The 23,637-nt window shown below is 42.8% G+C and carries 22 protein-coding genes; 16 read left to right on the plus strand and 6 right to left on the minus strand.

All coding sequences use genetic code 11. From position 1 onward, the window contains the following. Positions 1-403 precede the first annotated feature (403 nt). Genes G400_RS0100370 through G400_RS0100380 form a run of 3 tightly spaced genes read right to left on the minus strand, consistent with a single transcriptional unit; the run spans position 404 to position 2,409 of the window. A complete protein-coding gene (locus G400_RS0100370) occupies positions 404-790 on the minus strand; it encodes a hypothetical protein (protein WP_017261655.1) in 387 nt (128 codons plus the stop codon). After that, the gene (locus G400_RS0100375) at positions 783-1,103 is read right to left on the minus strand and encodes a hypothetical protein (RefSeq protein WP_017261656.1); all 321 of its coding nucleotides are present in this window, start codon (positions 1,101-1,103) and stop codon (positions 783-785) included. Before G400_RS0100375 ends, G400_RS0100370 begins: the two co-directional genes overlap by 8 nt. Continuing rightward, positions 1,096-2,409 carry a Y-family DNA polymerase gene (locus G400_RS0100380; protein WP_017261657.1) on the minus strand — a complete coding sequence of 438 codons (1,314 nt, stop codon included), beginning with the start codon at positions 2,407-2,409 and terminating at the stop codon, positions 1,096-1,098. The genes G400_RS0100375 and G400_RS0100380 overlap by 8 nt, the downstream gene beginning before the upstream one ends. A 313-nt stretch (positions 2,410-2,722) precedes the next feature. Here G400_RS0100380 and G400_RS0100385 point away from each other — a divergent pair, with 313 nt between their 5' ends. From G400_RS0100385 to G400_RS0100445, 13 genes are all read left to right on the plus strand, one after another. Further along, on the plus strand, positions 2,723-4,126 hold the full coding sequence (locus G400_RS0100385) for an NAD-dependent succinate-semialdehyde dehydrogenase (RefSeq protein ID WP_017261658.1): 1,404 nt from the start codon (positions 2,723-2,725) through the stop codon (positions 4,124-4,126). A 302-nt stretch (positions 4,127-4,428) separates the two neighbouring features. After that, on the plus strand, positions 4,429-5,157 hold the full coding sequence (locus G400_RS0100390; RefSeq protein ID WP_042655402.1) for a VIT1/CCC1 transporter family protein: 729 nt from the start codon (positions 4,429-4,431) through the stop codon (positions 5,155-5,157). A 52-nt stretch (positions 5,158-5,209) separates the two neighbouring features. Next, positions 5,210-5,911 (plus strand): VIT1/CCC1 transporter family protein, encoded by a 702-nt coding sequence (locus tag G400_RS0100395; RefSeq protein ID WP_017261660.1) that lies wholly within the window; start codon positions 5,210-5,212, stop codon positions 5,909-5,911. 599 nt (positions 5,912-6,510) lie between these two features. Beyond that, positions 6,511-7,041, plus strand: a complete 531-nt coding sequence (locus G400_RS14145) for an isochorismatase family protein (RefSeq protein WP_017261661.1) — start codon at positions 6,511-6,513, stop codon at positions 7,039-7,041. Further along, complete coding sequence (locus tag G400_RS14150) at positions 7,041-7,583, plus strand: P-loop NTPase family protein (protein WP_017261662.1); 543 nt, start codon at positions 7,041-7,043, stop codon at positions 7,581-7,583. The genes G400_RS14145 and G400_RS14150 overlap by 1 nt, the downstream gene beginning before the upstream one ends. Then, positions 7,564-8,010 carry a GNAT family N-acetyltransferase gene (locus tag G400_RS0100410; RefSeq protein ID WP_017261663.1) on the plus strand — a complete coding sequence of 149 codons (447 nt, stop codon included), beginning with the start codon at positions 7,564-7,566 and terminating at the stop codon, positions 8,008-8,010. The genes G400_RS14150 and G400_RS0100410 overlap by 20 nt, the downstream gene beginning before the upstream one ends. Positions 8,011-8,352: 342 nt before the next feature. Next, a complete protein-coding gene (gene argS / locus G400_RS0100415) occupies positions 8,353-10,044 on the plus strand; it encodes an arginine--tRNA ligase (protein WP_017261664.1) in 1,692 nt (563 codons plus the stop codon). A gap of 14 nt (positions 10,045-10,058) precedes the next feature. Continuing rightward, a complete protein-coding gene (locus G400_RS0100420) occupies positions 10,059-10,511 on the plus strand; it encodes an arginine repressor (RefSeq protein ID WP_017261665.1) in 453 nt (150 codons plus the stop codon). A gap of 298 nt (positions 10,512-10,809) precedes the next feature. Beyond that, positions 10,810-12,942 (plus strand): PBP1A family penicillin-binding protein, encoded by a 2,133-nt coding sequence (locus tag G400_RS0100425; protein ID WP_026017120.1) that lies wholly within the window; start codon positions 10,810-10,812, stop codon positions 12,940-12,942. A gap of 115 nt (positions 12,943-13,057) precedes the next feature. Then, complete coding sequence (locus tag G400_RS0100430) at positions 13,058-13,402, plus strand: YlbF family regulator (RefSeq protein ID WP_017261667.1); 345 nt, start codon at positions 13,058-13,060, stop codon at positions 13,400-13,402. 119 nt (positions 13,403-13,521) lie between these two features. Beyond that, positions 13,522-14,760, plus strand: a complete 1,239-nt coding sequence (locus G400_RS0100435; RefSeq protein ID WP_017261668.1) for a metallophosphoesterase family protein — start codon at positions 13,522-13,524, stop codon at positions 14,758-14,760. 3 nt (positions 14,761-14,763) lie between these two features. Then, positions 14,764-17,274, plus strand: a complete 2,511-nt coding sequence (locus tag G400_RS0100440) for an ATP-binding protein (protein ID WP_017261669.1) — start codon at positions 14,764-14,766, stop codon at positions 17,272-17,274. A gap of 61 nt (positions 17,275-17,335) precedes the next feature. After that, the gene (locus G400_RS0100445; RefSeq protein WP_017261670.1) at positions 17,336-18,310 is read left to right on the plus strand and encodes a 3'-5' exoribonuclease YhaM family protein; all 975 of its coding nucleotides are present in this window, start codon (positions 17,336-17,338) and stop codon (positions 18,308-18,310) included. A gap of 140 nt (positions 18,311-18,450) precedes the next feature. Here G400_RS0100445 and G400_RS0100450 read toward each other — a convergent pair whose 3' ends face one another. The 3 genes from G400_RS0100450 to G400_RS0100460 all read right to left on the minus strand — a co-directional run bounded on the left by G400_RS0100450 (position 18,451) and on the right by G400_RS0100460 (position 20,266). Beyond that, positions 18,451-19,362 carry a peptidylprolyl isomerase gene (locus G400_RS0100450; protein WP_017261671.1) on the minus strand — a complete coding sequence of 304 codons (912 nt, stop codon included), beginning with the start codon at positions 19,360-19,362 and terminating at the stop codon, positions 18,451-18,453. Positions 19,363-19,567: 205 nt separating this feature from the next. Further along, a complete protein-coding gene (locus G400_RS0100455) occupies positions 19,568-19,828 on the minus strand; it encodes a hypothetical protein (RefSeq protein ID WP_017261672.1) in 261 nt (86 codons plus the stop codon). 3 nt (positions 19,829-19,831) lie between these two features. Further along, positions 19,832-20,266, minus strand: a complete 435-nt coding sequence (locus tag G400_RS0100460) for an HIT family protein (RefSeq protein ID WP_017261673.1) — start codon at positions 20,264-20,266, stop codon at positions 19,832-19,834. Positions 20,267-20,629: 363 nt separating this feature from the next. Here G400_RS0100460 and G400_RS0100465 point away from each other — a divergent pair, with 363 nt between their 5' ends. The 3 genes from G400_RS0100465 (at position 20,630) to trmB (ending at position 23,390) form a co-directional block, all read left to right on the plus strand. After that, entirely contained in the window at positions 20,630-21,367 is a 738-nt protein-coding gene (locus G400_RS0100465) for an ABC transporter ATP-binding protein (protein ID WP_017261674.1), read from the plus strand. Then, positions 21,360-22,580 (plus strand): ABC transporter permease, encoded by a 1,221-nt coding sequence (locus tag G400_RS0100470; protein ID WP_035143423.1) that lies wholly within the window; start codon positions 21,360-21,362, stop codon positions 22,578-22,580. Before G400_RS0100465 ends, G400_RS0100470 begins: the two co-directional genes overlap by 8 nt. Positions 22,581-22,724: 144 nt before the next feature. Next, on the plus strand, positions 22,725-23,390 hold the full coding sequence (gene trmB, locus G400_RS0100475; protein ID WP_017261676.1) for a tRNA (guanosine(46)-N7)-methyltransferase TrmB: 666 nt from the start codon (positions 22,725-22,727) through the stop codon (positions 23,388-23,390). The last annotated feature ends 247 nt before the right edge of the window (positions 23,391-23,637 follow it).

Consider the following 23,637-nt stretch of genomic DNA (forward strand, 5'->3'; position numbering starts at 1 on the left):
AAAACGTCCTTTGAATCAACATGGATTCAAAGGACGTTTACACGTGGTACCACCTTTGTTCAAACAACGGGCAATTTGTCAGTTGTTCCTTACTGCACACGAATATGCAGTTTACGATAACGGGTAACACCGGTATTTCTCATAAAAAATACGCTCTAATGGGTCTTTAGTTAATCAGTCAACACACCGTTTCAGCCGTTGGTGCTCTCTTTAGATCACTAATTAACGCATCCACCACATCAGTTCAGCAGAAAAATTAAGTTAAAAACATATTAAACGACAATGAGAAACATGTCAAACGAAAATTATAAGATGACTACTCCAAAACTTGTTGCCTCATGTGCCAACAGTCTTTTCTTTAATAAAACAATATTTTAATGATGTCAGCGAATAAAAATGATAATTATGGTTTTAACACTGTGACATGGCGAATATCGTCAAGACGCAGAAAACCATTCTCTTCAATATACACACTGACATCATCGTAGCCTTTCACATGACCGATGATGTCAGCAGAGAGTTTACCCTCACTATTGTGGGCGTAACATTGGATGCTGACACGATAAATATTGGCGTATGCTGTGGCCAGTCGCTGACTTATTTCGGCCATGGATTGCAGTGCCTTGGGTTCAAAGTGACGCTGCTTTTCTTCTGCTTCTTTGTTTAAAGCGCTAGTATGATCTGATAAATAATAACCTTGCCACTTGAGCATGCCACGATCGACATAATGGTTATCGAAAAAGTCTTGCACAATTTTAGGATCGTAATCAGGATACTTTTCATCACTCATCCCAATGCTTCTTTCTTTGGATGATCCGTTGTGACTTTGGCCAATGTTGACCAGTAAAACCTTCAAACTGAATGCTCAATTGGGTGTGCTTTTGAATATCATCAACAAGCTCCTCAAGATACGTTAGATCATAAATGGTGACAGTATGTAAGGGGACAGATTTCTCTCGATGAGCCTTTTTTAGACTGTCAAAGAAAAAATTATACGTTTTGTCATAGGGATCATCGACAATCTGCAGCCAATAGCGGGTATTGTACTGCCGTAGAAATAGTTCATCGATGCGTTGGCAAATTAAATCTAAATCTTTATTCATATGCATTTCCTCCGTTATGTCCTCCCACCAGTGAGGCACGGTTAATAGCTGTGCCGCCGTGAATAATACTTCGAGCAAAGACGATGGCACGAAAACCGTAACGGTCACGAATAGCGTCAACAATGGCCTCAAAGCGAGCGTTCTTAATTTGTCGTTGAGGGTCCGAAAATAAATCAAGTTGCTGACCAGTATTAGGGGATAACCGTGATGTATAAACAGCAATGTTACGAATAGTTTGACCCTGCCAGTGGTTGCGAAACATATTGGTTAGTTGAGTCACAATGATTTTGTTGCTGTCAGTTGGATCAATACGGATCGATTGATGGAAACCGCCGCGGCCATCTTGTTCGCTAGCAGCATAGGAAAAGCCAATGGAGAGGGAAAGACAGCCAGCTAGTTTGTGATGGTGGCGCAAACGGGCCGTAACTTGTTCGCCAATCTCTTTAATAACTGTTTCAATTTCAAATTGATCATTATAATCACGTGGTAGTACTTGTGAGTTTCCTAGACTAGCCTCACGAACTTTGACACGTTTACGTAGTTGGCTACGATCAATGCCCCATGCCAAAGCAAATAATTGGGCGCCAATAATTCCCATCTCGGCAGTTAAATCGTAGGGATTATGGTGGGCTAAATCGTTCATCGTGTGAATTCCCATTCGCTCTAAATGAGCGGCTGTTCGATGGCCGATACTCCAGACAGAATCTAGTTGGGAAATCGTCCAAATTTTACTTGGAACGGTATCGTAGTGGATTTCACCGATTAAATCATGCGTGTGTTTAGCGTATACGTCCAAAGCAATTTTAGCTTGCACAGGATTTTCACCGATACCAATTGTGACGTACAGGCCTAACTCTTTACGAATTGTGTGCTGAATGAGCTTAGCCACTTCTCGTGGTTGTTGCCCAAATAATTTATAAGAATGAGTCATGTCTAAGATGGATTCATCAATTGAATAGGGCCATAAATCTTCATCCGCAACAAAACGGCGAAAAATATCGTTAATTTGCAAATTCTTTTTAATGTATAAATTCATTCGTGGCGGCACAACAATGAGTTTTTCGTCCTGGGGCAAGTCACGCTGGCGAGACACGTTAGCTGTGAGATGGTACTTCTTCTTAGCATCAGGCGAAGTTGCCAGGATGAGGCCACCATTGGTGTTTTTTTGTTCACTCATAACCACCAGTAATTCTTTTAGAGGATTGAGACCGCGTTGGACGGCTTCGACACTGGCATAGAAGGACTTGTTATCAATAAGAAAGTAAACGCCGTGTGGTTCCTTTGAAGCATCGTAATCATAGGGCATTAAGACCACCTCGAACATCTGTTTGCTATGAATAAATAATACAAACAAACGTTCGTAACGTCAAGCGAAATTTTATGATTTTTTAGCGTGATTGTATACTAAGACACACTCTTATTAAATTGTAATTAAACTCATTACAGTTTAGACCCTGACAATCCCATTTTTAAGGCGATTAAGCTCATAACGAGGAATGTGAAAATAAATGTTTGTGAAAATCAATCGTCCTTAATTGCTTGAAAAGCCTTTTAAATACTATAATGAAAGCGAATTCAAAGTTAGTGAATAATCAGTAATTCATTCGGAGGTAAACACAATGGCGTATCAAACAGTTAATCCGTATACAAACGAAGTTGTTAAAACATATCCTGATGCAACCAGTGATCAAATTGAAGTTGCGTTGGCAAGTGGCGATAAACTTTATCATGAATGGCGACACACCGATATTCAATCCCGTGCAGAGACCTTACATCGGATTGCAGATTTAATGCGTAAGCACGAAGACAGTTTGGCTAAAACAATGGTTATTGATATGGGGAAGCTCTTAAAAGAAGCTAAGGGTGAAGTTGAGTTATGTGCGATTATCGCGGATTACTTTGCTGATCATGGCGCTGACATGCTCAAGCCAACCCCAATTAAATCCGGTGTCGGTGATGCATGGGTAGAAAAACACGCGACCGGAGTTGTCTTAATGGTTGAACCGTGGAACTTTCCTTACTATCAAATTATGCGTGTCTTTGCGCCAAACTTTATCGTGGGTAACCCGATGATTTTAAAGCATGCCGCCAACACGCCCGGTTCGGCAGTGGCATTTGAACAGCTCGTTAAAGAAGCGGGAGCGCCTGAGGGTAGTCTAATCAACCTATTCTTGAATTACGATCAAGTTGGCACTGTGATTGCAGATCCGCGTGTCCAAGGTGTTGCGTTGACTGGTTCTGAACGCGGTGGTCGCGCTGTTGCAGCCGCGGCTGGTGAAAACTTGAAGAAATCGACGATGGAACTTGGTGGGATGGATTCATTCATCGTCTTACCAGATGCCAACCTGGACGAGGTCATGAAAGTTACCCGCCAGGTTCGTTTGTACAATGCAGGGCAGGTTTGTACCTCATCTAAGCGATTCATTGTTGCAGAGAATTTGTATGACGAATTTTTGAAACGCTTGGGGCAGGAGTTTGCCAGTGTAAAGCCTGGTGATCCACTTGACGATGCCACGACATTGGCACCAATGTCATCTGCTAAGGCCAAACACAAATTGCAACAGCAAGTCGATGAAGCAATTGAGAATGGGGCAAACTTGTATCAAGGTAATCAACCAATCGATTTGCCTGAGCAATTCTTTGAACCGACGATCTTGACAGATATTAAACCAGACAATCCAGCTTATTCTACGGAAATGTTTGGGCCAGTAGCACAAGTTTACAAAGTGGCTACTGAACAAGAGGCAATTGATTTGGCTAACGATTCACAGTTTGGACTTGGCGGTATTGTGTTTGCTGGCAGCAAAGAGCATGGCGCTAAGGTGGCTAGCCAAGTTGAAACGGGAATGGAATTTGTCAATACGTTCATGTACACATTGCCTGAGTTACCGTTTGGTGGTGTAAAGAAGTCAGGTTATGGACGTGAAATGAGTACGTTAGGCCTCGAAGCATTTGTTAATGAAGAATTGATTGTAGCTAAAGATCATCCTGAACTGGATAATTTAGCCGGTGCCTTATTCTAAAAATTAAATTGATTAATGAAACAGGTTCGTTTGAAACAGGTGATTGCCTGAATCAAACGAACCTGTTTTAGGTTACATGGATTAAGAAAATGAATCTTTAAAGTTAGGGCAGCCATATAAAAATATGAAAGATGTTGAAAAAACGTCAAAATAGCCTATTGTTAAAGGTGATTGAAAAAAGATGAAAAAAGACACACTGATTACTTGCAGATTCCAATCAGTGTGCTAATATATAAATGCATGTTAGAATGATTCTAAAAAAGAGAGAACATATCAATCGTCATTTATTATAAATGGTGATTATGGTATTGAAAAGGGGCAATCACGTGGAAACGACACAACCGCAAAAAAGTAAAAAAGGTGCATCGCTTGCCCAGCGGATAAACATCATGCTGGCGAGCGTCATGGGTGCCAACGATGGTATTTTGTCCGTTGCCGGTATCGTTATTGGGGTGGCTGGTGCAACCAACAGTCCTCGGGCAATTTTCCTAGCAGGGATTGCTGGTATGCTTGCTGGTACAATCTCAATGGCAATGGGGGAATGGGTCTCCGTTAGTACGCAACGTGATTCTGAAAAGCGTGCGATTCAACGTGAGACAAGCGCAGTTGACAATCACGTGGATACAGAAATTGGTTTTATTAAAGATAAGTATATGGCACAGGGTATTTCGGAACAGTTATCTAATCGTGCTGCTCATGAGATGATGTCAGGCGATCCGCTATATACCGGCGTCCGTGAACGTTACGGGTTTGATCCAAAGGTCAAAACTAGTGCCATTGGTGCAGCGATTGCGTCTATGATTTCATTTCCGACGGGATCAATTTTACCGCTGGTTGCCATTACGTTCTTTCCAGCAAGAATTCGGGTGTTGGCAACCGTAATTTCCGTGATTATTGCATTATCAATTACGGGTTACATCGCTGCTTCATTGGGACACGCCAACCGCGGTAAGGCAACCATGAGAAACGTCATTTCAGGCTTATTAACTATGGCAGTCACATATGCCATCGGATTGTTATTTGCACATTAGTCATGTGTTGAAGAATGACGTTTGAAGAGATAGAGAAAAGGGGTAGTGTTTCATGCAAGCAAGTCCAACTAAACCAAAGAAACGAACTAAAATGACCATGGCTGAGCGTTTAAATACGTTGCGTGCCGGTGTTTTGGGATCAAATGATGGTATCCTAACCGTTGTCGGGGTGTTATTTTCTGTTGCCGTCGCAACGACGAATCAATTTACAATTTTTATTGCCGGATTGTCCGATTTATTAGCTTGTGCTTTTTCTATGGCATCTGGCGAATATGCCTCAGTTAGTTCGCAAAAAGATACTGAGCGGGCTGCGGTTGCACAGGAAAGTGAATTGCTAAAGACGCAACCTGATCAGGAAGCTGCGATTGTCCGTGATTACTATGTTAGCCGGGGTGTTACCAAGCAAACGGCGCAGGAAATCACTGACGAACTGATGACCAAGAATCCGCTGGGAACGCTAGCACGTATTAAGTATGACCTTGAATTAGGGCATTACATGAATCCATGGAACGCCGCTTTTTCCTCATTGATTGCGGCATCGACAGGTGGAATTTTCCCATTATTTGCCATGACTTTTTCACCGGTCAGCATCCAATGGCCAATGACCATCTTGGCCGTTACACTATCGGTTGCTTTGACTGGTTATTTAAGTGCCAAACTAGGTGATGGTTTGACAAAAACGGCGATTATTAGAAACGTGATTGTCGGTTTGATTACGATGTTTATTCACTACCGTGTTGGGTTACTGCTCTAATTGAATTAGTTAGATCCCGAAAACTGTTATGGCTTTCGGGATTTTTTGTGATTGCAAATTGAAAGTTAGAACAGAGGTGACTTACGCCTACGGTTGGCAACATTGATACGCTCGCCGTGGGACCAGTTCAAGCCGCCTGAAACCAGCGTCTCTCACGGTTTGATATCAATGTTGCCGCCCCCCCAACTGAAATTGTGGCAAGCTGCCTGTAACGGTCAGTTGACAGTAACTACCAGCAAATTTAGCCGTTTACTATAATCGTTTACTATAGGAGTGGAGCTGACTTGAAACAGAGTTCCGTGTCAGCAACACTTGGCGGCAGGAATTTGGCCGCTTAGTGTTGCGGGATGACTTATGAGACGTGTACTTCGGCTCATAATCAAGGTAGAAGACTCCGGGCCTCAGGAGGCTGAGACTGGTCCTCATGGAACGGCGTTTCTGGTCAGCGTAACGGCAGAAGGTTGTCTCCAAAAAAATTACTAGCGGTTTAATGGCTTTACACATCTGTGAGTTGTTTACGCCGCTTCAAACTTTCACTATTTTGCGGTAAAACTAGTGGTAATATAGTTAACAAATTTAACGTTAGGAAGTGGCCCAGCATGTTACAAGATGCGTTATTAGTGATCGATGCTCAGAAGGGAATGGTCAATGCTGCCAATTATGAGCAAGTCATTGATCAAATTAATGATCGGATTGATGCCTATCGTGCGGAAAATAAACCACTATTATTCATTCAACATACGGATGATGAATTTGTTTATGGTTCTGACCCGTGGATGTTGGCACCGCAACTACATCGCCAACAAACGGATCGAGTCATGTTGAAGTACCACTCAGATTCTTTTTATGAAACAGGATTGGCATCCTTGTTGCACCATCGTGCCGTTCGATTTGTTGAAATCTGCGGTTTTCAAACGGAATATTGTGTTGATACTGCCATGAGAGTTGGTCATGACCAAGGATTCGACATGTCAATCATGCAAGGACTGTCTTCGACGATGGTCAGTCATGGGTTGACGGCTGCTCAAATCATCAATCATCATGAACAGATTTGGCAAGGAACATTTGGTCACGTGTTGCCGAATCCGACAGCTGAATCGGAAACAACGCCTGAAAATGCGGTACATTAATGAAAATCTATTTATGTGGATCAGTAGGGAGTGGCAAATCAACAATTGCTCGAAAATTGGCTAGTCAGACCGGGTGGCCCGCGTGGTCACTGGATGATATTACCTGGGTTCATGGACTGGTTGCTCAAAAACGGTCAGAAGAAGAACGCATTGCAATGGTGAATGAAATCTGTCGCCAACAGAATTTTATCATTGAAGGCGCTCAACTAGGTTGGATTGGCAAGACGACAATATTTGAGTGTGCAGACTTATGTATATTACTCGAACCGAGTATCAAAAAAGTTCGTTGGCAGATTGACTCACGTTTTGTAAAGCAGTTGTTGCATTTAGAACACGCAGACTATCAACCGACTTGGCAAGGATTAAAAGATATGCATCGGTGGCAGCGTCAATATAACCAAAATGATCGACAAAAGGTTCGTTTGCTCATTGCTCAGGCCGCAAAAACGCCAATAATTTGTGCTAATTTTGTGGAAGTGCAACAAGCAGTTTTACGTTTTTCAGAAAAAGGTGGTCAGGAACATGATGATAAAAGAATTTAAGGCGTTAACAACACGGGAATTATTTGAAATTTATCGTGCACGAACAGATGTCTTTGTCGTTGAACAAGCTTGTGCCTATCCCGAAGTAGACACAGTGGATTTGACCGCCCAGCATGTATTTTCAACAACTGCAGACGGGCAGGTACAAGCGTACTGCCGAATTTACCGTGATGAGTCGCACACAGATCATTGGCATATTGGACGTGTTCTGGTTGCCAAGACGGCTCGTGGTCACGGTTTAGCGCGTGAATTGGTGCAAACAGCGATGGACTGGATTAAAAAGCAGCCAGAGGCCAAGGTTATTGATATTGAAGCACAAGTTTATTTATCTGCCTTTTATGAACAAATGGGATTTGAAATTATGAGTAAACCGTTTGATGATTTTGGTATTGCGCATCAGGAAATGTCACAAACTTTAGTAAATTAATTGACCGATAGACTGGCTATGCCAGCGGAACAGCAAAACGCGGTTTGGCTTAAGCAAATAATATTGTGTTTCACAGCCGTAGTTGGTATAATAGCTTGCGTTCACGTTTGAAGAAGTAGTCTGTATTGGTATTGTTAAGCGAGTCGCGTTGGTGGAAGGCGATCAAGAGAGCAGACGAAGCGTGTCAAACGGTTAAAGTTAAATATTAAATGAGTGGATTGGGTAATTACCTGATCAAAAAGAGTGGTACCGCGGAAAATCGCCTCTTACATACACATGTAAGGGACGTTTTTTTGTTTTTTAACACGACATTTAGAATTTGAACCATGAAAGGGAGATTTAATGAATAATCGCGAACAAGTTGCGCAAGCTATCAGTGAAGCGTTAGATGGTCAATTAACAGTTGAGGATATCGTTGTCAAAATTGAACAGCCGAAAACTTCTGACCTTGGTGACTTAGCGTTTCCAACGTTTGTATTAGCCAAGACACTCCATAAAGCACCTAATTTAATTGCCGCTGATTTGGCAGACAAAATTAACCAAACAACCTTTGAAAAGGTTCAGGCGGTTGGCCCTTATGTTAACTTCTTCCTAAAGAAGGGCAACTTTGCTGCAACTACCTTGGCTGCCATCTTAACTGATAAGGATCAATATGGTGCTCAAAACCTTGGTAATGGTGGTAATGTGCCCATCGACATGTCGTCACCGAACATTGCTAAACCAATGTCGATGGGCCACTTGCGGTCCACGGTGATTGGTAATGCAATTGCCAATATTTTATCCAAAACTGGGTACCATCCAATTAAAATTAACCATTTAGGTGATTGGGGCACACAGTTTGGTAAGTTAATGCAAGCTTATAAAATGTGGGGAACTGAAGCCGAAGTGAAGGCAGATCCCATCAATAAGCTGCTTGAGTACTACGTTCGTTTCCATAAGGAAGCAAAAGAACATCCGGAAATGGACGAAGACGCCCGTGAATGGTTTAAAAAACTTGAAGATGGTGATGAAGAAGCAACTCGCCTATGGAAGTGGTTCCGGTCAGAATCACTTAAATCCTTTATGCGGATTTATGATGAATTAGGCGTGAAGTTTGATTCTTACAATGGTGAAGCTTTCTACAACGACAAGATGGACGAAGTTGTCCAGATTCTTGAAGATAAGCATCTTTTGCATGAAAGTAAGGGTGCGGAAGTTGTTGACCTTGACAAGTACGACTTAAACCCAGCACTAATTAAAAAATCAGATGGTGCAACGTTGTATATCACACGTGATTTGGCTGCTGCCATTTATCGGAAACGTGAATACAAGTTTGTCCAATCTCTTTACGTTGTGGGCGCTGAACAAATTAACCATTTCAAACAATTAAAGGCAGTGTTGACGGAAATGGGCTTCGACTGGGCCGACCAGATTCACCACATTCCGTTTGGTCTCATTACTTTGAATGGTCAAAAATTATCCACTCGTTCTGGGCGGGTTGTCCTACTGGAAGATGTGTTAAAAGATTCCATCGATTTGGCCATGAAGCAAATCGAAGCCAAGAACCCATCATTAGCTAACAAGAATGAGGTTGCTCATGAAGTTGGTGTGGGTGCCGTAATTTTCCATGATTTGAAGAACGAACGGCTGAACAGTTTCGACTTTAATCTTGAAGAAGTGGTTCGTTTTGAAGGTGACACTGGTCCCTATGTTCAATATGCACGTGCGCGGGCTGAAAGTATGTTACGGAAGGCCAACAAGACGACGTTTGATTTGGATGACATTAGTATTGACGATCCAGCAGCTTGGAACACGATCAAAGCGTTGAGTGAGTTTGGTGATGTTATCAAACGGGCAGCTACAGAGTACGAACCATCTGTTGTGGCAAAATATGCGATCAATTTGGCGCGTGAATTTAACAAGTACTACGCTAACTCGAAAGTCTTGGTTGAAGATGATGGCTTAAATGCCCGTCTAGCACTTGTTAAGAGTGTCAGCATCGTGTTGAAGGAAAGCTTACGGTTGCTTGGCGTTGAATCACCAGACGAAATGTAGGGCGGTGGTCACGCATGCAAAAGCAACAACGGCAAGCGGCAATCGTAAAGTTGATTGAATCAGCTAACATTACTAACCAAGATGCGTTGCAAAAAGCGTTGGTTGCGCAGAATGTCCATGTAACACTGGCAACGCTCTCACGTGATTTGAAGGAACTGCATATTGTCAAAGAACCTAATGCGGAAGGACACGCAGTTTATCGGGCTTTAAAAACGACTAACGGCGTGTCGAATGATCGCTTTGAACAACGCTTCGGTGAAGTGGTGATCGACTTTACTCAAGTTGAGTTTATGAATGTTGTTAAAACGACGCCCAGTGATGGTAACGCATTAGCCGCACTGATCGATGACATGGATGACGATGCTATAACAGGCACGTTGGCTGGTCATGATACGATATTAGTTATCAGTCCTAATCGTGAGGCGGCAGGCAGGTTACATAACCGTTGGGCAGCATATCAGCATTAAAAGCAGGACGTTAGGTAATTAAAGCTCTCTTAGTTGTTAGCAAAATTAAAGGTGATGTTTGAGAACGTTTGCGACGTTTTTGAACGTCACCTTTTTATCATTCATGTGGATAAAATGCGTGTTTGTCGGGTTACATTCATAAACGGACTAATAAAAATTGTTAAAACTGCCGATTTCAACGCTGACGCCACGGTTTAGTGTGGTACGATACACTGGATTAATTTAGACAGAAGGGTACAAATTTATGAAGCGCAATCAGCATCCGGATTCCGGTCAGTCTTGGCGGGATTCCGCCTTTATGCAGGGCCTAAAACAATTTAAAAACTCTGCATTTATGCAGTGGTTAGGACGTTTGTGGCATGCCATGTGGCGGCACATCCGTCATTTCTGGCGTCGTTTTCAACTCACACGTTGGGTTATTGTGGCTATTTTAAGTGTTATTTTCGTAATGAGCGCCTACTTTACGTTCGAGGCTAAGACCGCCCACGTTGGTAATTTGAAGGCAGCATTATCACAACCAACGGTAATTTACGACCGGAAGAACCAAAAGGCCGGGGAGTTGTACTCTCAAAAAGGGACCTATGTTTCATTAGATAAGATTTCACCTAACATTCAAAACGCTGTGCTATCAACGGAAGATCGTAATTTTTACCATGAGCACGGGTATTCAGTAAAAGGATTGGCACGTGCCTTCTTCTTGCTAGCCCGAAATAAGTTACTTCATCGCGATTATATCAGCGGTGGGGGGTCGACCTTAACTCAGCAACTGGTTAAGAATGCTTATCTGTCACAGGAACAGACGGTTACCCGTAAGGCACGAGAAATATTCTTGTCCATTGAAGTTGAAAACGTTTATTCTAAACAGGATATTTTGGCAATGTATCTCAACAACGCTTATTTTGGTCATGGGGTTTGGGGTGTTGAGGATGCTTCTGAACGTTATTTTGGCAAACATGCGGCTCAGTTGACTGTACCAGAATCAGCTGTGTTGGCGGGAATGTTAACGTCGCCCAGCGGTTATAATCCAGTTGATCAGCCAGCCGCTTCGAAAGCACGGCGAAACGTCGTGCTCGGTTTGATGGCAGATAACAAAAAGATTTCATCGGCCGACGCGGCTGCCTATCAAAAAACAGCACTAGTGACGACAGATAATTATGCGCCGGACAGTTCGTACCGGTACCCTTACTTCTTCGATGCAGTGATTGACGAAGCCATTTCTAAATATGGTCTAACGGAAGCTGACATCATGAACCATGGGTATAAGATCTACACAACCTTGGATCAAACGCAGCAAACAACCATGCAGAACTTGTTTAAGAACTCTGCCAACTTCCCGGCTAACGCTAGCGATGGCACGATGGTGCAGGCAGCAAGCATTGCAATGGATCCTAATAATGGTGGCGTGTCAGCGGTTATGGGCGGTCGTGGCGAGCACGTTTTCCGTGGCTTTAATCGTGCTACACAGTCGTTGCGTTCACCAGGATCAACGATAAAGCCATTTGCTGTTTATACGCCGGCACTTCAAAATGGTTACTATTATGATTCTGAGTTGCAGGATAAGAAACAATCCTATGGCGCTAATCATTATTCACCAAGTAACTACGGCGATACTTATCGCGGTGAGGTGCCGATGTATCAAGCACTTCAGAATAGTTACAATGCGCCAGCGGTTTGGCTTTTGAACAAGATTGGTGTTCAAAAGGGTTATGACTCTGTTCAACGCTTTGGAATTAATTTGGATAAATCTGATAATAATCTGGCAATGGTGCTTGGTGGTATTAAGAAAGGTGTTTCACCTGAGACGATGGCACAAGCGTTTACGACGTTTGCCAACGGTGGTAAGTTAACCCAGGCTCACTTTATTACTAAGATTGTGGATGCTTCTGGAAAGGTCATCGTAGACAATGATTACGATCAGCCAAAACGGATTATCAGCAAAAATGTTGCTAACGAAATGACCAGTATGATGTTGGGAACCTTTACCCATGGTACCGGTGTCTATGCAAAACCAGCGGGTTATCAAGTGGCCGGGAAGACTGGTACCACTGAGGCAGATGGTGTTGGTGATACTACTGGAACCACGGATATGTGGGTTGACGGCTACACCCCAGACCTGGTCATGGTTAACTGGGAAGGCTTCGATCAGACGAATAAAGGTAACCATTTGGATGTTCCCCAAGGATTAGCTGTTAGTCAGCTCTACAAGGCTGAAATGACGAGTATGTTGCCGAATACCAAACAAACGGCGTTTACCGTTAAAGATGCCAATACTTTAGCAGCAACTGAGAGTTCATCGGAAAGTGGCAACGTTTGGGATGAGGTGCAACAAGGCGCTGGTAAAGTTGGTAAATCAATTGGTAAGGGCGCCGATTCATTGCTTCAAAAGGCTGGCGATCTTTGGAATCAGTTCACCGGAGTTCTAGGACGTTAAACGATCAGACACTAATTGATTGAAAATTTGATGAGATTTTCAAAGCGAACAGCTGTTTCCTTTTGAAGGAAATGGTACACTAATAAGGAATTAAAAAATGAGGAGGCTACCGTTTATGGCAGCAGATATTTTGGCCGACGCAAAGTCCATGGCCACGACCCTAGAAGCAAGCGACGAATTTCAAGCACTGAGTGATGCCTACGATAAAATGAAGCAAAACGACGAGGCTTATAAAACTTTTCAAGAATTTCAGTCAACTCAATTGAGTTTGCAACAAAAGCAGATGCAAGGTCAAAATCTGAGCGAAGACGAAATGAACAACGCCCGTGAGTTAGCCACGAAGGTTGGTAACTTTGAAGAGATCAAAACATTGATGCAAAAAGAAGAGGCTGTTAACAACTTGTTGAACGAACTCAACAATGTGATTACTAAGCCAATTCAGGATTTATACAGAAAATAATTAAGTTCGATATCGCAGTCTGGTAGTAACGGTTAGTCCCGTGACTGCCAGACTGTTTTTAGTAAGCGATAGGCGCGTAATGCGTTAAACAAAAGTACCGAGGTAAAGGAGACATCAGCATGAAGTTCATTCATACGGCTGACCTACATTTAGACAGTCCGTTTTTGGGCCTTAAAGATTTGCCGGACGCTTTGTGGCAAAGAATTTATGAATCGCCTCTAACGGCCTTTAAACGGTTGGTTAGCGACGCCATCGACACACAGATCGATTTTGTTTTAATTACCGGTGACGTTTATGATCGTCAGGAACGTGCGATTAAAGCTCAGGCAGCCTTTTTAACCGAGATGGAGCGATTGAATCAGGCACAGATCCCAGTGTATTTAAGTTATGGCAATCATGATTATCTGGATGCGGCAACGGATGGTCTTCAACTACCGGCCAATGTCCATTCATTTGGTGAAGCGGTGTCTAGTTTTAAGCTGACAACGCGAGATCAAACAAAAGTTGAAATAGTCGGTTTTTCGTATCCGACTCGAGTTGTTACCACAGATATGGCGGCCACATTTCCTGATCGCGATCCTCAAGCAGATGTTCAAATTGGCATGTTGCATGGTTCAATTTCTGGCAAACCAGGACCGCATGATACCGACGCACCGTTTACTGTTGATGAGCTTATGACCAAACATTACGATTACTGGGCGCTGGGTCACATTCACAAACGGCAGGTCTTACATGAGGAACGGCCGTGGATTATTTATCCAGGCAATATTCAAGGACGCCACATAAACGAAACTGGTGAAAAGGGGTACATGCTGGTTCGACAGGAACAAAGTCGTTTGATACCAACTTTTCATGCGGTTGCTCCCGTCGTGTGGAACATGCAAACGGTGGACTGTGACAGCATTACCAGCACAAATGATCTGCAACAAGCAATTGCCAATCAGTTAAGTCAGTTAGCTGACCAAGTGAAAACACATTCCTCTAACCAGTCTTTAGAAATGTTGAGCCTTAAATTAATCCATACGGATCAATTAGCCGCTGAAACTAAGCAACGGTTGACTAACGGGAGTCTGTTAAGCCTACTTCAATCGCAAGAAATGGCACGATTGGATGTAGTTAACCAACTGGTGGTGGACCTGCATATGACGGATGAAGACAGTGAATCGACACACTTTGCACAATTGGATCAATATTATTGGAATCAAGCGGCAGATTCTGTTTTTGCGGCAGAAAACATTGCGAAAACTGCTGATCAACTTTTTGCTGAGCCGACAATTGCGAGCGCGTTGGCTCATAGTGGCGGAAATCTGAAACAGGCTGTTATTCGACAGGTCAACGCGGCTGGAAGGGATGAGTAATCGATGAATATTACAGAAATCCATATCGATGGTTTCGGTAAATGGCAAAACAAAACTTTTCCGGTCAATCCGCAACTGCAGGTCTTTTATGGCGAAAATGAAGCAGGAAAGACAACTATTCAAAAGTTCATTAGCAGTGTGTTATTTGGTTTTGCGACGGCCAAACATCCGGCTGAACAATACTTACCAAAAACGGGTGCTGGCTATGGTGGTAGCTTAACGTTTACAGTGGATGATGCCCAGCAGACACAGTATCGTCTGCGTCGTACTTCGGGTAAGAATGGTGGCGACATTCAGCTGATAAATTTGACCACTAACCAAACGATGCCGCCTGAGTTGCTGAACCAATTGCTAGGGCCGGTTGATCGAACATTAAACGACGCGACGTTTAACTTTGACCTGAGCGGTTTGCAGCTTTTGACCACTGTGACGCAACCTGAGTTGATGGCAAATGTTCAACGTGTTGGGGCAGTCGGAAGTACATCGTGGATTGAGCTGGCTGAGCAATTTGATAAGGACGCAGACGATTTATATCGTCCTCGTGGTCAAAAGCCTGCTTTAAATCAACAACTAACAGCTTATCATGATTTGCAGGCTCAACTGAAAGCTGCAGAAGCGGGCTATCCCAATTTTGTCAAACGTCAACACGATATTCTATCTGGTAAACAGAAAGTTGCTCAACTTGGTGATCACATTAAAGAATTAACGAGTAAGCGGGACGAGTTGGCAAGAATCACGCAGTTGTGGCCAGTGTTTGAAAAATACCGGGACATGTCTGGTGGCCTGCCTGACGTGAATGAAAAACTGATTACGGCCGAGGATTATGCTGACTTTTTAAAACTTCAGACACAGCGTGAACAGCTGATGCAAACGTCAGTTCGTCAGGTGGCGCAACTAAAGGATCAGACGACGGAAACGCCTCAAGAAGTTCAATTTTATATTGATCATCAAAGTGCCTTTAAGTCGCAGGCTGCATCGTTTGATCAGATTGAGACGGCAATTCATGAGCGTCAGTATAGTCGACAGCAAGTCGCTGAGCAAAGTGATGAACGGGATCAAATCGTGACAAAGCATCGATTCAATGCACCGTGGCCGACACCGCTAAGTGATTCCGAATATGAGCAAGTTAGTCGACTTACTCAAGTAGGACAGCAACAGGTTACAAATGGTTCAAAGACGCGTGAGCAGTGGCTAATGATGGGCGTCGGCCTGGTCCTTTTGTTGCTTGGACTGATAATGAGCAGCGGTGTGAAATGGCTGTTTGTACTTTTGGGTATTGCTGGCATAGCTGGTGGCTGGTTCAATGTTTTTGTCTGGTTTCGGGCTCAACAGGCTCATGGAACGGTGGCAACAAAGGAAAGTAGCATATCCGAATTAACCCAGCGACATCACATGGCTGGTTTTCCAGTTGGCACGTGGTTGGCTTTACAGCCGGATATTCAACGATTAAACCAGTTAACAGATCAAATTGATTCATTAAAAAGTAAAATTCAACAGTTGAACGCTGATATCAATCACTTCTTTGAAGGCTATCAATTTGCTGAGACACAATTGCCGTTAACGAATTTGTCAGCAGCAGATGCATTATTAAAGGCCCGACAGTATACATCGGCAAAGGAACTGGCCGTCGCAACTGTGCAGGGACAATCACAGCAGCGCCTGCAACTTATCCGTGACAATAGTGACTTACAAGCCAAATTAAGTGAGATAACGACGTCACTACAGCAGGTAATGCAACGTTATCGTGTACAAGCGCCGAATGATTTTGAAAATCTGTATCAACAACAACTTCAGTTAGCCGATCAAACAGCGGAACGTCGGGCACTTGGCAATCAATTGACACCAGCGTGGTTAGCTAAGCTATCTTCATATCAGGATATAGCGGCGGTTGACCAACGCCAGGCGGAAGTGACAACAAATTTACAAAGTGATATTGAGCAACGTGATCAGGTACAAGAAGACATTGCAAATCAACAGGCACTGTTTGCTCGTCAGAGTGAGGATGAAACCATGCCAATACTGCGGCAACGTTTGGCAAACATGGAAACTAAACTGGTCGAAACCGCGCAACAATGGTTGGTTAATCGACTAAGCGCACAGTGGATCGACGGGGCACTTAACGCTGCGTCTGCTGACCGTTTGCCAGCAATTGTAAAGCGCGCGCAAACATATTTTGCGACGTTAACCCTTGAGCACTATACTAAGATTGAATTTATTAACGAGGCGTTAACAGTAACAACGTCTCAGGGAACAGTTTTCGACGTTACTGAATTATCTCGTGGTACGGCCGAGCAACTGTATATCGCGCTTCGACTTGGGTTTGCCAGTGTCATGGCAGACAGGACTGCAATGCCATTGATTATTGATGATGCGTTCGTTGACTTTGATCGTCATCGTAAACATGCAATGTTTAATTTGATGAAAGAACTTTCACAAGAGGTTCAGGTGATTTACTTTACAGCGGATGCGGGGGCACTATCTACGTTTGATGACAACCAGATCACTGAGCTCTAACGACAGCATGACCGAGTATGTAGTCTAGGAGTGAAAAAAATAAACGTAAGGAGTCGTGAACATGGCGGAAAAACAATTGCTGTCATTTCAGGTAGATGAACAATTTGATTTGTTCTTGTTACTGAAAGGGGCAGACGTAAAAACGGCTAAAAACGGAAAGCAATTTATTCGGATGACGTTTGAGGACCCTTCTGGCGAATTGTCTGGTAATTTTTGGGATGCAACGGATCAAGATATTGCTACGTTTGAACCGGGAAAAGTGGTCCTGGTTAGAGGCAAGAAGGAACTTTATCAGGGAAATTCGCAATTAAAAATCATGAATCTGCGGCTGGCAAATACCAGTGAACCCAATGATCCGTCTCAGTATGTGGCCCACGGACCGATGACGCGGGCTGAAATGGAAGAATCCGTTTCAAACATTATCTTTGAAATCACTGAACCTACGTGGAATCGGGTAGTTCGAACACTGCTTCAGCGCCATGCAGATGATTTCTATAATTTTCCGGCTGCCAAGAAAAACCATCATGCATTTGCAGGTGGGCTAGCTTATCACACGATTTCAATTGTGAGACTGGCTAAGACTGTTGCCGATTTGCATCCAAATATTGATCGTTCATTGCTGTACTCCGGCGCGCTTCTACATGATTTGGGCAAAACCATTGAATTGTCGGGACCCATTTCAACAACCTATACATTGGCCGGTAATTTGATTGGGCACATTGTCCTGATTGATGAAGAAATTGTGAATGTCTGTCAGGAACTGCATTTTGATCCCGAAAGTGAAGAAATGCTGTTATTACGGCACATGATTCTGGCGCATCACGGTTTATTGGAATACGGTTCGCCAGTGCGACCACATTTGCTAGAAGCAGAAGTTCTTCATGATTTGGATGAACTAGATGCTTCAATTCAAATGATGAGCACAGCAGTTGAACATACTGAACCTGGTGATTTCTCTGAACGAATTTTTGGTTTAGATGGCCGTAATTTTTACCGACCAACAGCATCCAAAACTAATCAGTCAGAGGATGATTAGCGATTCATTATTGAATATTAAAACGCGTTCATCATGTGCCATGCTTCATTTGATGGCAAACTTCAATGCACGATAAAAGGCAACCCCCATAAATGAGGTTGCCTTTTATCGTGCATAAACTAATTCAACGACTTAATTGCTTAGTTTGCAGAAGATGATGAGGTAGAAGTGTACTGTGAAAGCACATCCTTCAAGTCATTGTCCTTAATATTAACGTTACCTTTCTTCAATTCCTTAGCAATAACGGATTGAAGGACAGTACCACCGTTGCTGGTGTCCATGTCTTGGTTCCAAATTTGTTCCTTAAGATCTTGTTTGTGTTGAGTCCAAGTACCCTTAGAAGGTTTGTTCAACATCTTAATAACGTAATAACTCTTTGTTCCAGTTTGTGAATTCGTGTCTGTCACAGGAGTCTTCGTATATTCACCATTGTTCAATTTGAAGGCAGCTGTTTTAATACTGTCATCAACCGAAGTAGAGGCGTTGTCAAACGTTCCGACTTTGCCACCTTTATTCTTTGAGCTGGTGTCTTCAGAATACTTCTTGGCGACTTTAGTAAATGAAGTACCAGAATTCAATTCATCAATGGCCTTAGTGGCTGTGTCTTTCTTGCTCGTTACGATAACAGCTGTCGATACTTTAGGTTCCCAACTCTTGAATTGTTTCTTCAGGTCAGAGTCAGTAATCTTGACGTCATTCTTCACGGCTTCTTTTAGCAACAGGTTCATGCGAAGGGTGTCTTTTAAGCTGGAGGCTGTCATGCCTTGTTGGGTCAACATGCTGTTGAAGCTTGAACCGTACTGTTTCTTAACCGTGTCATATTGCTTGTTAACTTTACTGCTTGAAACCTTGCTACCGTAATTCTTTTCAAGTACTTTTTTGATGATCATTTGTTGCAGAACTTGCTTACCCTGACTAGTGGTCTTCATACTTGAGTAGTATTGGTCCTGGGTGATTTTACCACCATTGGTAGTTGCCACAGTTTTGTTTCCACACGCAGCAAGTGAAAAGGCCATCACTAAACCGGCTGGAACAAGAAGCCATTTTTTCATAAAAAATATTCACATCCATTTCGATTTTTGTTTGCCATGTCAACATGGCGAAACGTACAAAAGCTATATTAACATAGATTAATGCCGATGTAGAAACAAGCTGCCGCCTTAACGGAAACTTTTACTTGCGTTAAGGTGCCGTTAAGCTACTGAATAAAAAATGCACTAAGGCCAAAGTAGCAGGCATCAGTGCATGTAAACAACATTATTTTTTATCCTTGTGACGATTAATGGCGGCTAAGTCATCATTCAACTTGTCCAAGTTTTCTTGAATGACTTTTTCGTGAGCTGCTGTTTTGAACTGAAATTGTTCAACAGATTTCTGAATATCATTAACCGTTTCTTGTGCTTTGGCTGCCGTTTCAGACAATTGTGAAACACTATTTTGCAAGCGATGCAGTGCGGTGGTGAAGCCTTGAACTGAAGCAACGAGTTCTCGAATGGGCGCAGTTAGTTTAGCAAACATGGATTACGCCCCCATATGTGCCATGATGTCTTGCTGAATTTTGCGGTAGGCCGCATCATCATAGTTATCACTGTTATCTTTAAAAATCATTTTGAAATCATCGTCATCGCTATAGCGGGGAACAATGTGAAAGTGTGAGTGGAACACAGATTGATAAGCGACCTTGCCGTTGTTGTTGACAATGTTCATGGCAACAATATTAGGGTTTGATGCACGGACGGCACGGGCAATTTTGGGAATCCTGGCAAACACACGTTGCGCCAAATCCTCGTCATAAGCGAAGATATCTGGTACGTGTGTCTTAGGAATGACCAAAGTATGGCCTGGCGTACCTTGGGAGATATCTAAAAACGCCTTAACTTCGTCATCTTCGTATACCGTGTAGCTTGGAATTTCGCCTTTAATAATCTTACAAAAAATGCAGTTATCATCTAGCATTTCAGTTCCTCCTCATTTACGTATAGACGCAAACGTTTCGTTTGATTTAACGATTCGTGATTTAACCCATATGCACCTATACATCTTTTCACTTATCTTGATTATACACATCTGTCTTGACTGCGGAAAGGATTGTGAGACGTAATTGTGTTAATCACTTGCACCACGCGATCCGTTTTTGAGGAGGATATATGCTATAATCAGGGACAGCATTTTTAAACGTAAGCGCCAATACCAATGAAAATAGTGTTGTAGCAGTTTAACGTTTATTCGCGTCGAAACCTTGTCTAAACCCGGTGCGATGATCGGAATAGAATAACAAAGTAATATGAATGAAGATAAAATAATCGAAAGGATATAACTATGGGAATTGAAGTTGAACATTTAGTGGGCGGTTATTCACAGGTTCCAGTGCTAAAGGATGTCAGTTTTTCCGTTTCAGACGGCGAAGTGGTCGGCCTCATTGGTTTGAACGGAGCCGGAAAGTCGACGACGATAAACCATATTATTGGTTTGCTAACACCAATTCGAGGACATATCCAATTAGGTGGGGTGGATCTGAAAACTGATCCTGCCGCGTACAAACAACAAATTGCTTATATCCCGGAATTACCAGTGTTATACGATGAGCTAACCCTTCAAGAAACACTCACGTTGACCATGATGGCTTATGGTTTAGATGTCGAGAAAACATGGATTCGGGCACATGAATTATTAAAGACATTCCGTTTAGATAATAAGTTGAACTGGTTTCCTGCCAATTTTTCTAAGGGAATGAGACAAAAGGTTATGATTGTGAATGCATTTATGACCAATGCGAAGGTTTTTATTATTGACGAACCGTTTTTAGGCTTAGATCCGGTTGCTGTGCATGACTTGCTTCAATTGATTGAGGAAGCACGTGGCCGTGGGGCGGCTGTCCTCATGTCGACACACGTGCTTGCAAACGCTGAAAAATATTGTGACCGATTCATTTTGCTAAACCAGGGCGAAGTGAAGGTTTCTGGGACGTTAGATCAGTTACGGGCTGCCTTCCCAGACGTAGGTGGTTCTCTGGACGATATTTATTTGGCACTAGCAAATGGTGAACGTAATGACTGATTTGCAGAAATTGTTTTCTCAACGTTTATCGCGCCATGCCGGTCAGTTATTGAAATATTTACGGCTTGTCTTTACTGATCACTTTGTCATTGCGTTGTTTTTCTTCTTTGGTGCTTTGGGGTTTGCTTACCAAAATGAATTAAAAACGTTAACACTAGGTGTCTGGTGGGGACCATGGTTAACGATGCTGATCTTAGTTATTGCACTACAAATGGGAAGATTAGCAACATTGTTGGAACCTGCTGACGCCGTCTTTTTGCTACCTGCAGAAACAACTCTTCATCAGTATTTAAAGCATGCCCGCAATTATAGCTTGTTAATGGCAAGCTTCATTCAAATTGCGGTTGGCGTGGTTTTATTACCGTTTTTAGCTCGTGGTGACCAGATGACGTTGCTTGAAGCTGCCAGCCTTATTATGACTCAGTTAATTACTAAGGCCGCATGGATGAACTGGCAGCTACAACAAGGTGTCCAACAGGTAAAACATTCGATTGCACAAGTTCGGTTGGTAAACTGGTTGGGCGCGATTGTTATTTTCGGTCTCAGTTTGTTTGTGTCAGTCTGGATTGGGTTGATCGCAGCTTTACTAGCTTTGAGTGCCTCAATTGCCGGTTTAGGAAAGCGTTGGCAACAGGGGCAGTTGGCTTGGCAGTCTCTAATTACAAATGAAAATGGACGCATGATGGTTTTGTATCGTTTCTTTAACCTATTTACAGACGTTCCACAGGTTAAGGCAACGGTTAGAAGACGACGCTATTTAGACCCAATGTGGAAGCTTGTTATTGGCCAATCGACCAATCCATATTTATTCCTATTTACACGAGGACTTGGCCGCGATAGTGATACGTTTGGACTTATTACACGACTGACAGTTATGGGAATGATCATCTTAATCTTTTTGACTAATCAATGGGCTAGCCTTGTTGTGATGCTGTTGGCTATCTATTTGATTGGTTTTCAATTGTTGCCTTTCTATCGCGAGTACGAGGGAAAAGTATTTACTCATCTGTTTCCAGTTACTAAAGGACAACAGTTGTCAGCTTTCAAAACAGTTTTAACTGACGTTTTGACAATTTGCGCCGTTTTGTTTGTCATCGTTGATGTTGTGGTCAACTGGTCATGGCTGCGGCTTCTGATTGATATAGTTGCGATGGCGGCTGAATTGATTGTCTTTATAGGCTGGTATAGCGGTTGGCGGTTGAGAAAAAGCTAGGTTTAACTTACTGATAAAGTATAAAAACTAGACTCAAAGCGCCATTCACAATGCGAAATGCTGAACAGTTTGGTATGCTCAACAATCAACTCATTATCTGAAAATCACATAACTGTTAAAAACAGTACAAGGAGAACCTTTTATATGCGAGTAAGAAACAAACCATGGGCGGACGATCTTATTGCTGAAAACCCTGAAGCCATTGTATTAGATGCTGCTGCTCACCGTGGTCATTGGCAAGATCGTTTCAAACAGCAACAGCCGTTACAAGTAGAAATTGGCACCGGTAAGGGTCAGTTTCTGATTGGCATGGCAAAAGCCCATCCGGAAATTAATTTTGTTGGTATTGAATTGCAAAAGTCAGTCTTGGCAGCAGCTTTAAAAACGTCTCTGCCCGAAGCATTAGATAATTTACAGTGGGTCTTGGCAGATGGAGATGGCGTTGAAACTTTCTTCGAGCCAGGTGAAGTCGATCAACTCTACTTAAACTTTTCTGATCCATGGCCGAAGACTCGCCACGAAAAGCGTCGTTTGACGTACAAAACTTTTCTGGCTAGTTACCAGGCCGTTTTGCGCGATAATGGTAAGATTCAGTTTAAGACCGACAATCGCCATCTATTTGAGTATTCACTTATGAGCATGACGGCATTTGGTTTGCAGTTGACTGAGGTTTCACTGGATCTACATGCGGATATTGCGGCCAGCGACGGTAAGCTGGAAAATATTGAGACAGAGTACGAACAAAAATTTTCGGCGAAGGGCCAACCCATTTATCGGCTCGTCGTTGAAATGCCAGATAAGGCCAAATAACGATCTCGTTAAATTTGAAATCGAAAGACTGGGACATAACGCCTAAACTCAAATCATAGTGAAACTTCAACGAGCAATCCTTCTTCAACCGCAAAAGATCAAGCGGATGAAAAATTGCCGCAAACGCGAGACCCAACACTGACTTTTGCTCATCTAACACAAACACAAATAAAGCGTTGATGGGAAAATTACCCATAAACGCTTTATTTGTGTTACCTGAGAAAGCCAAAACGTGTTATGTCCCGCT

The sequence above is a fragment of the Furfurilactobacillus rossiae DSM 15814 genome (assembly GCF_000428925.1).
Classification (GTDB): Bacteria; Bacillota; Bacilli; order Lactobacillales; family Lactobacillaceae; genus Furfurilactobacillus; species Furfurilactobacillus rossiae.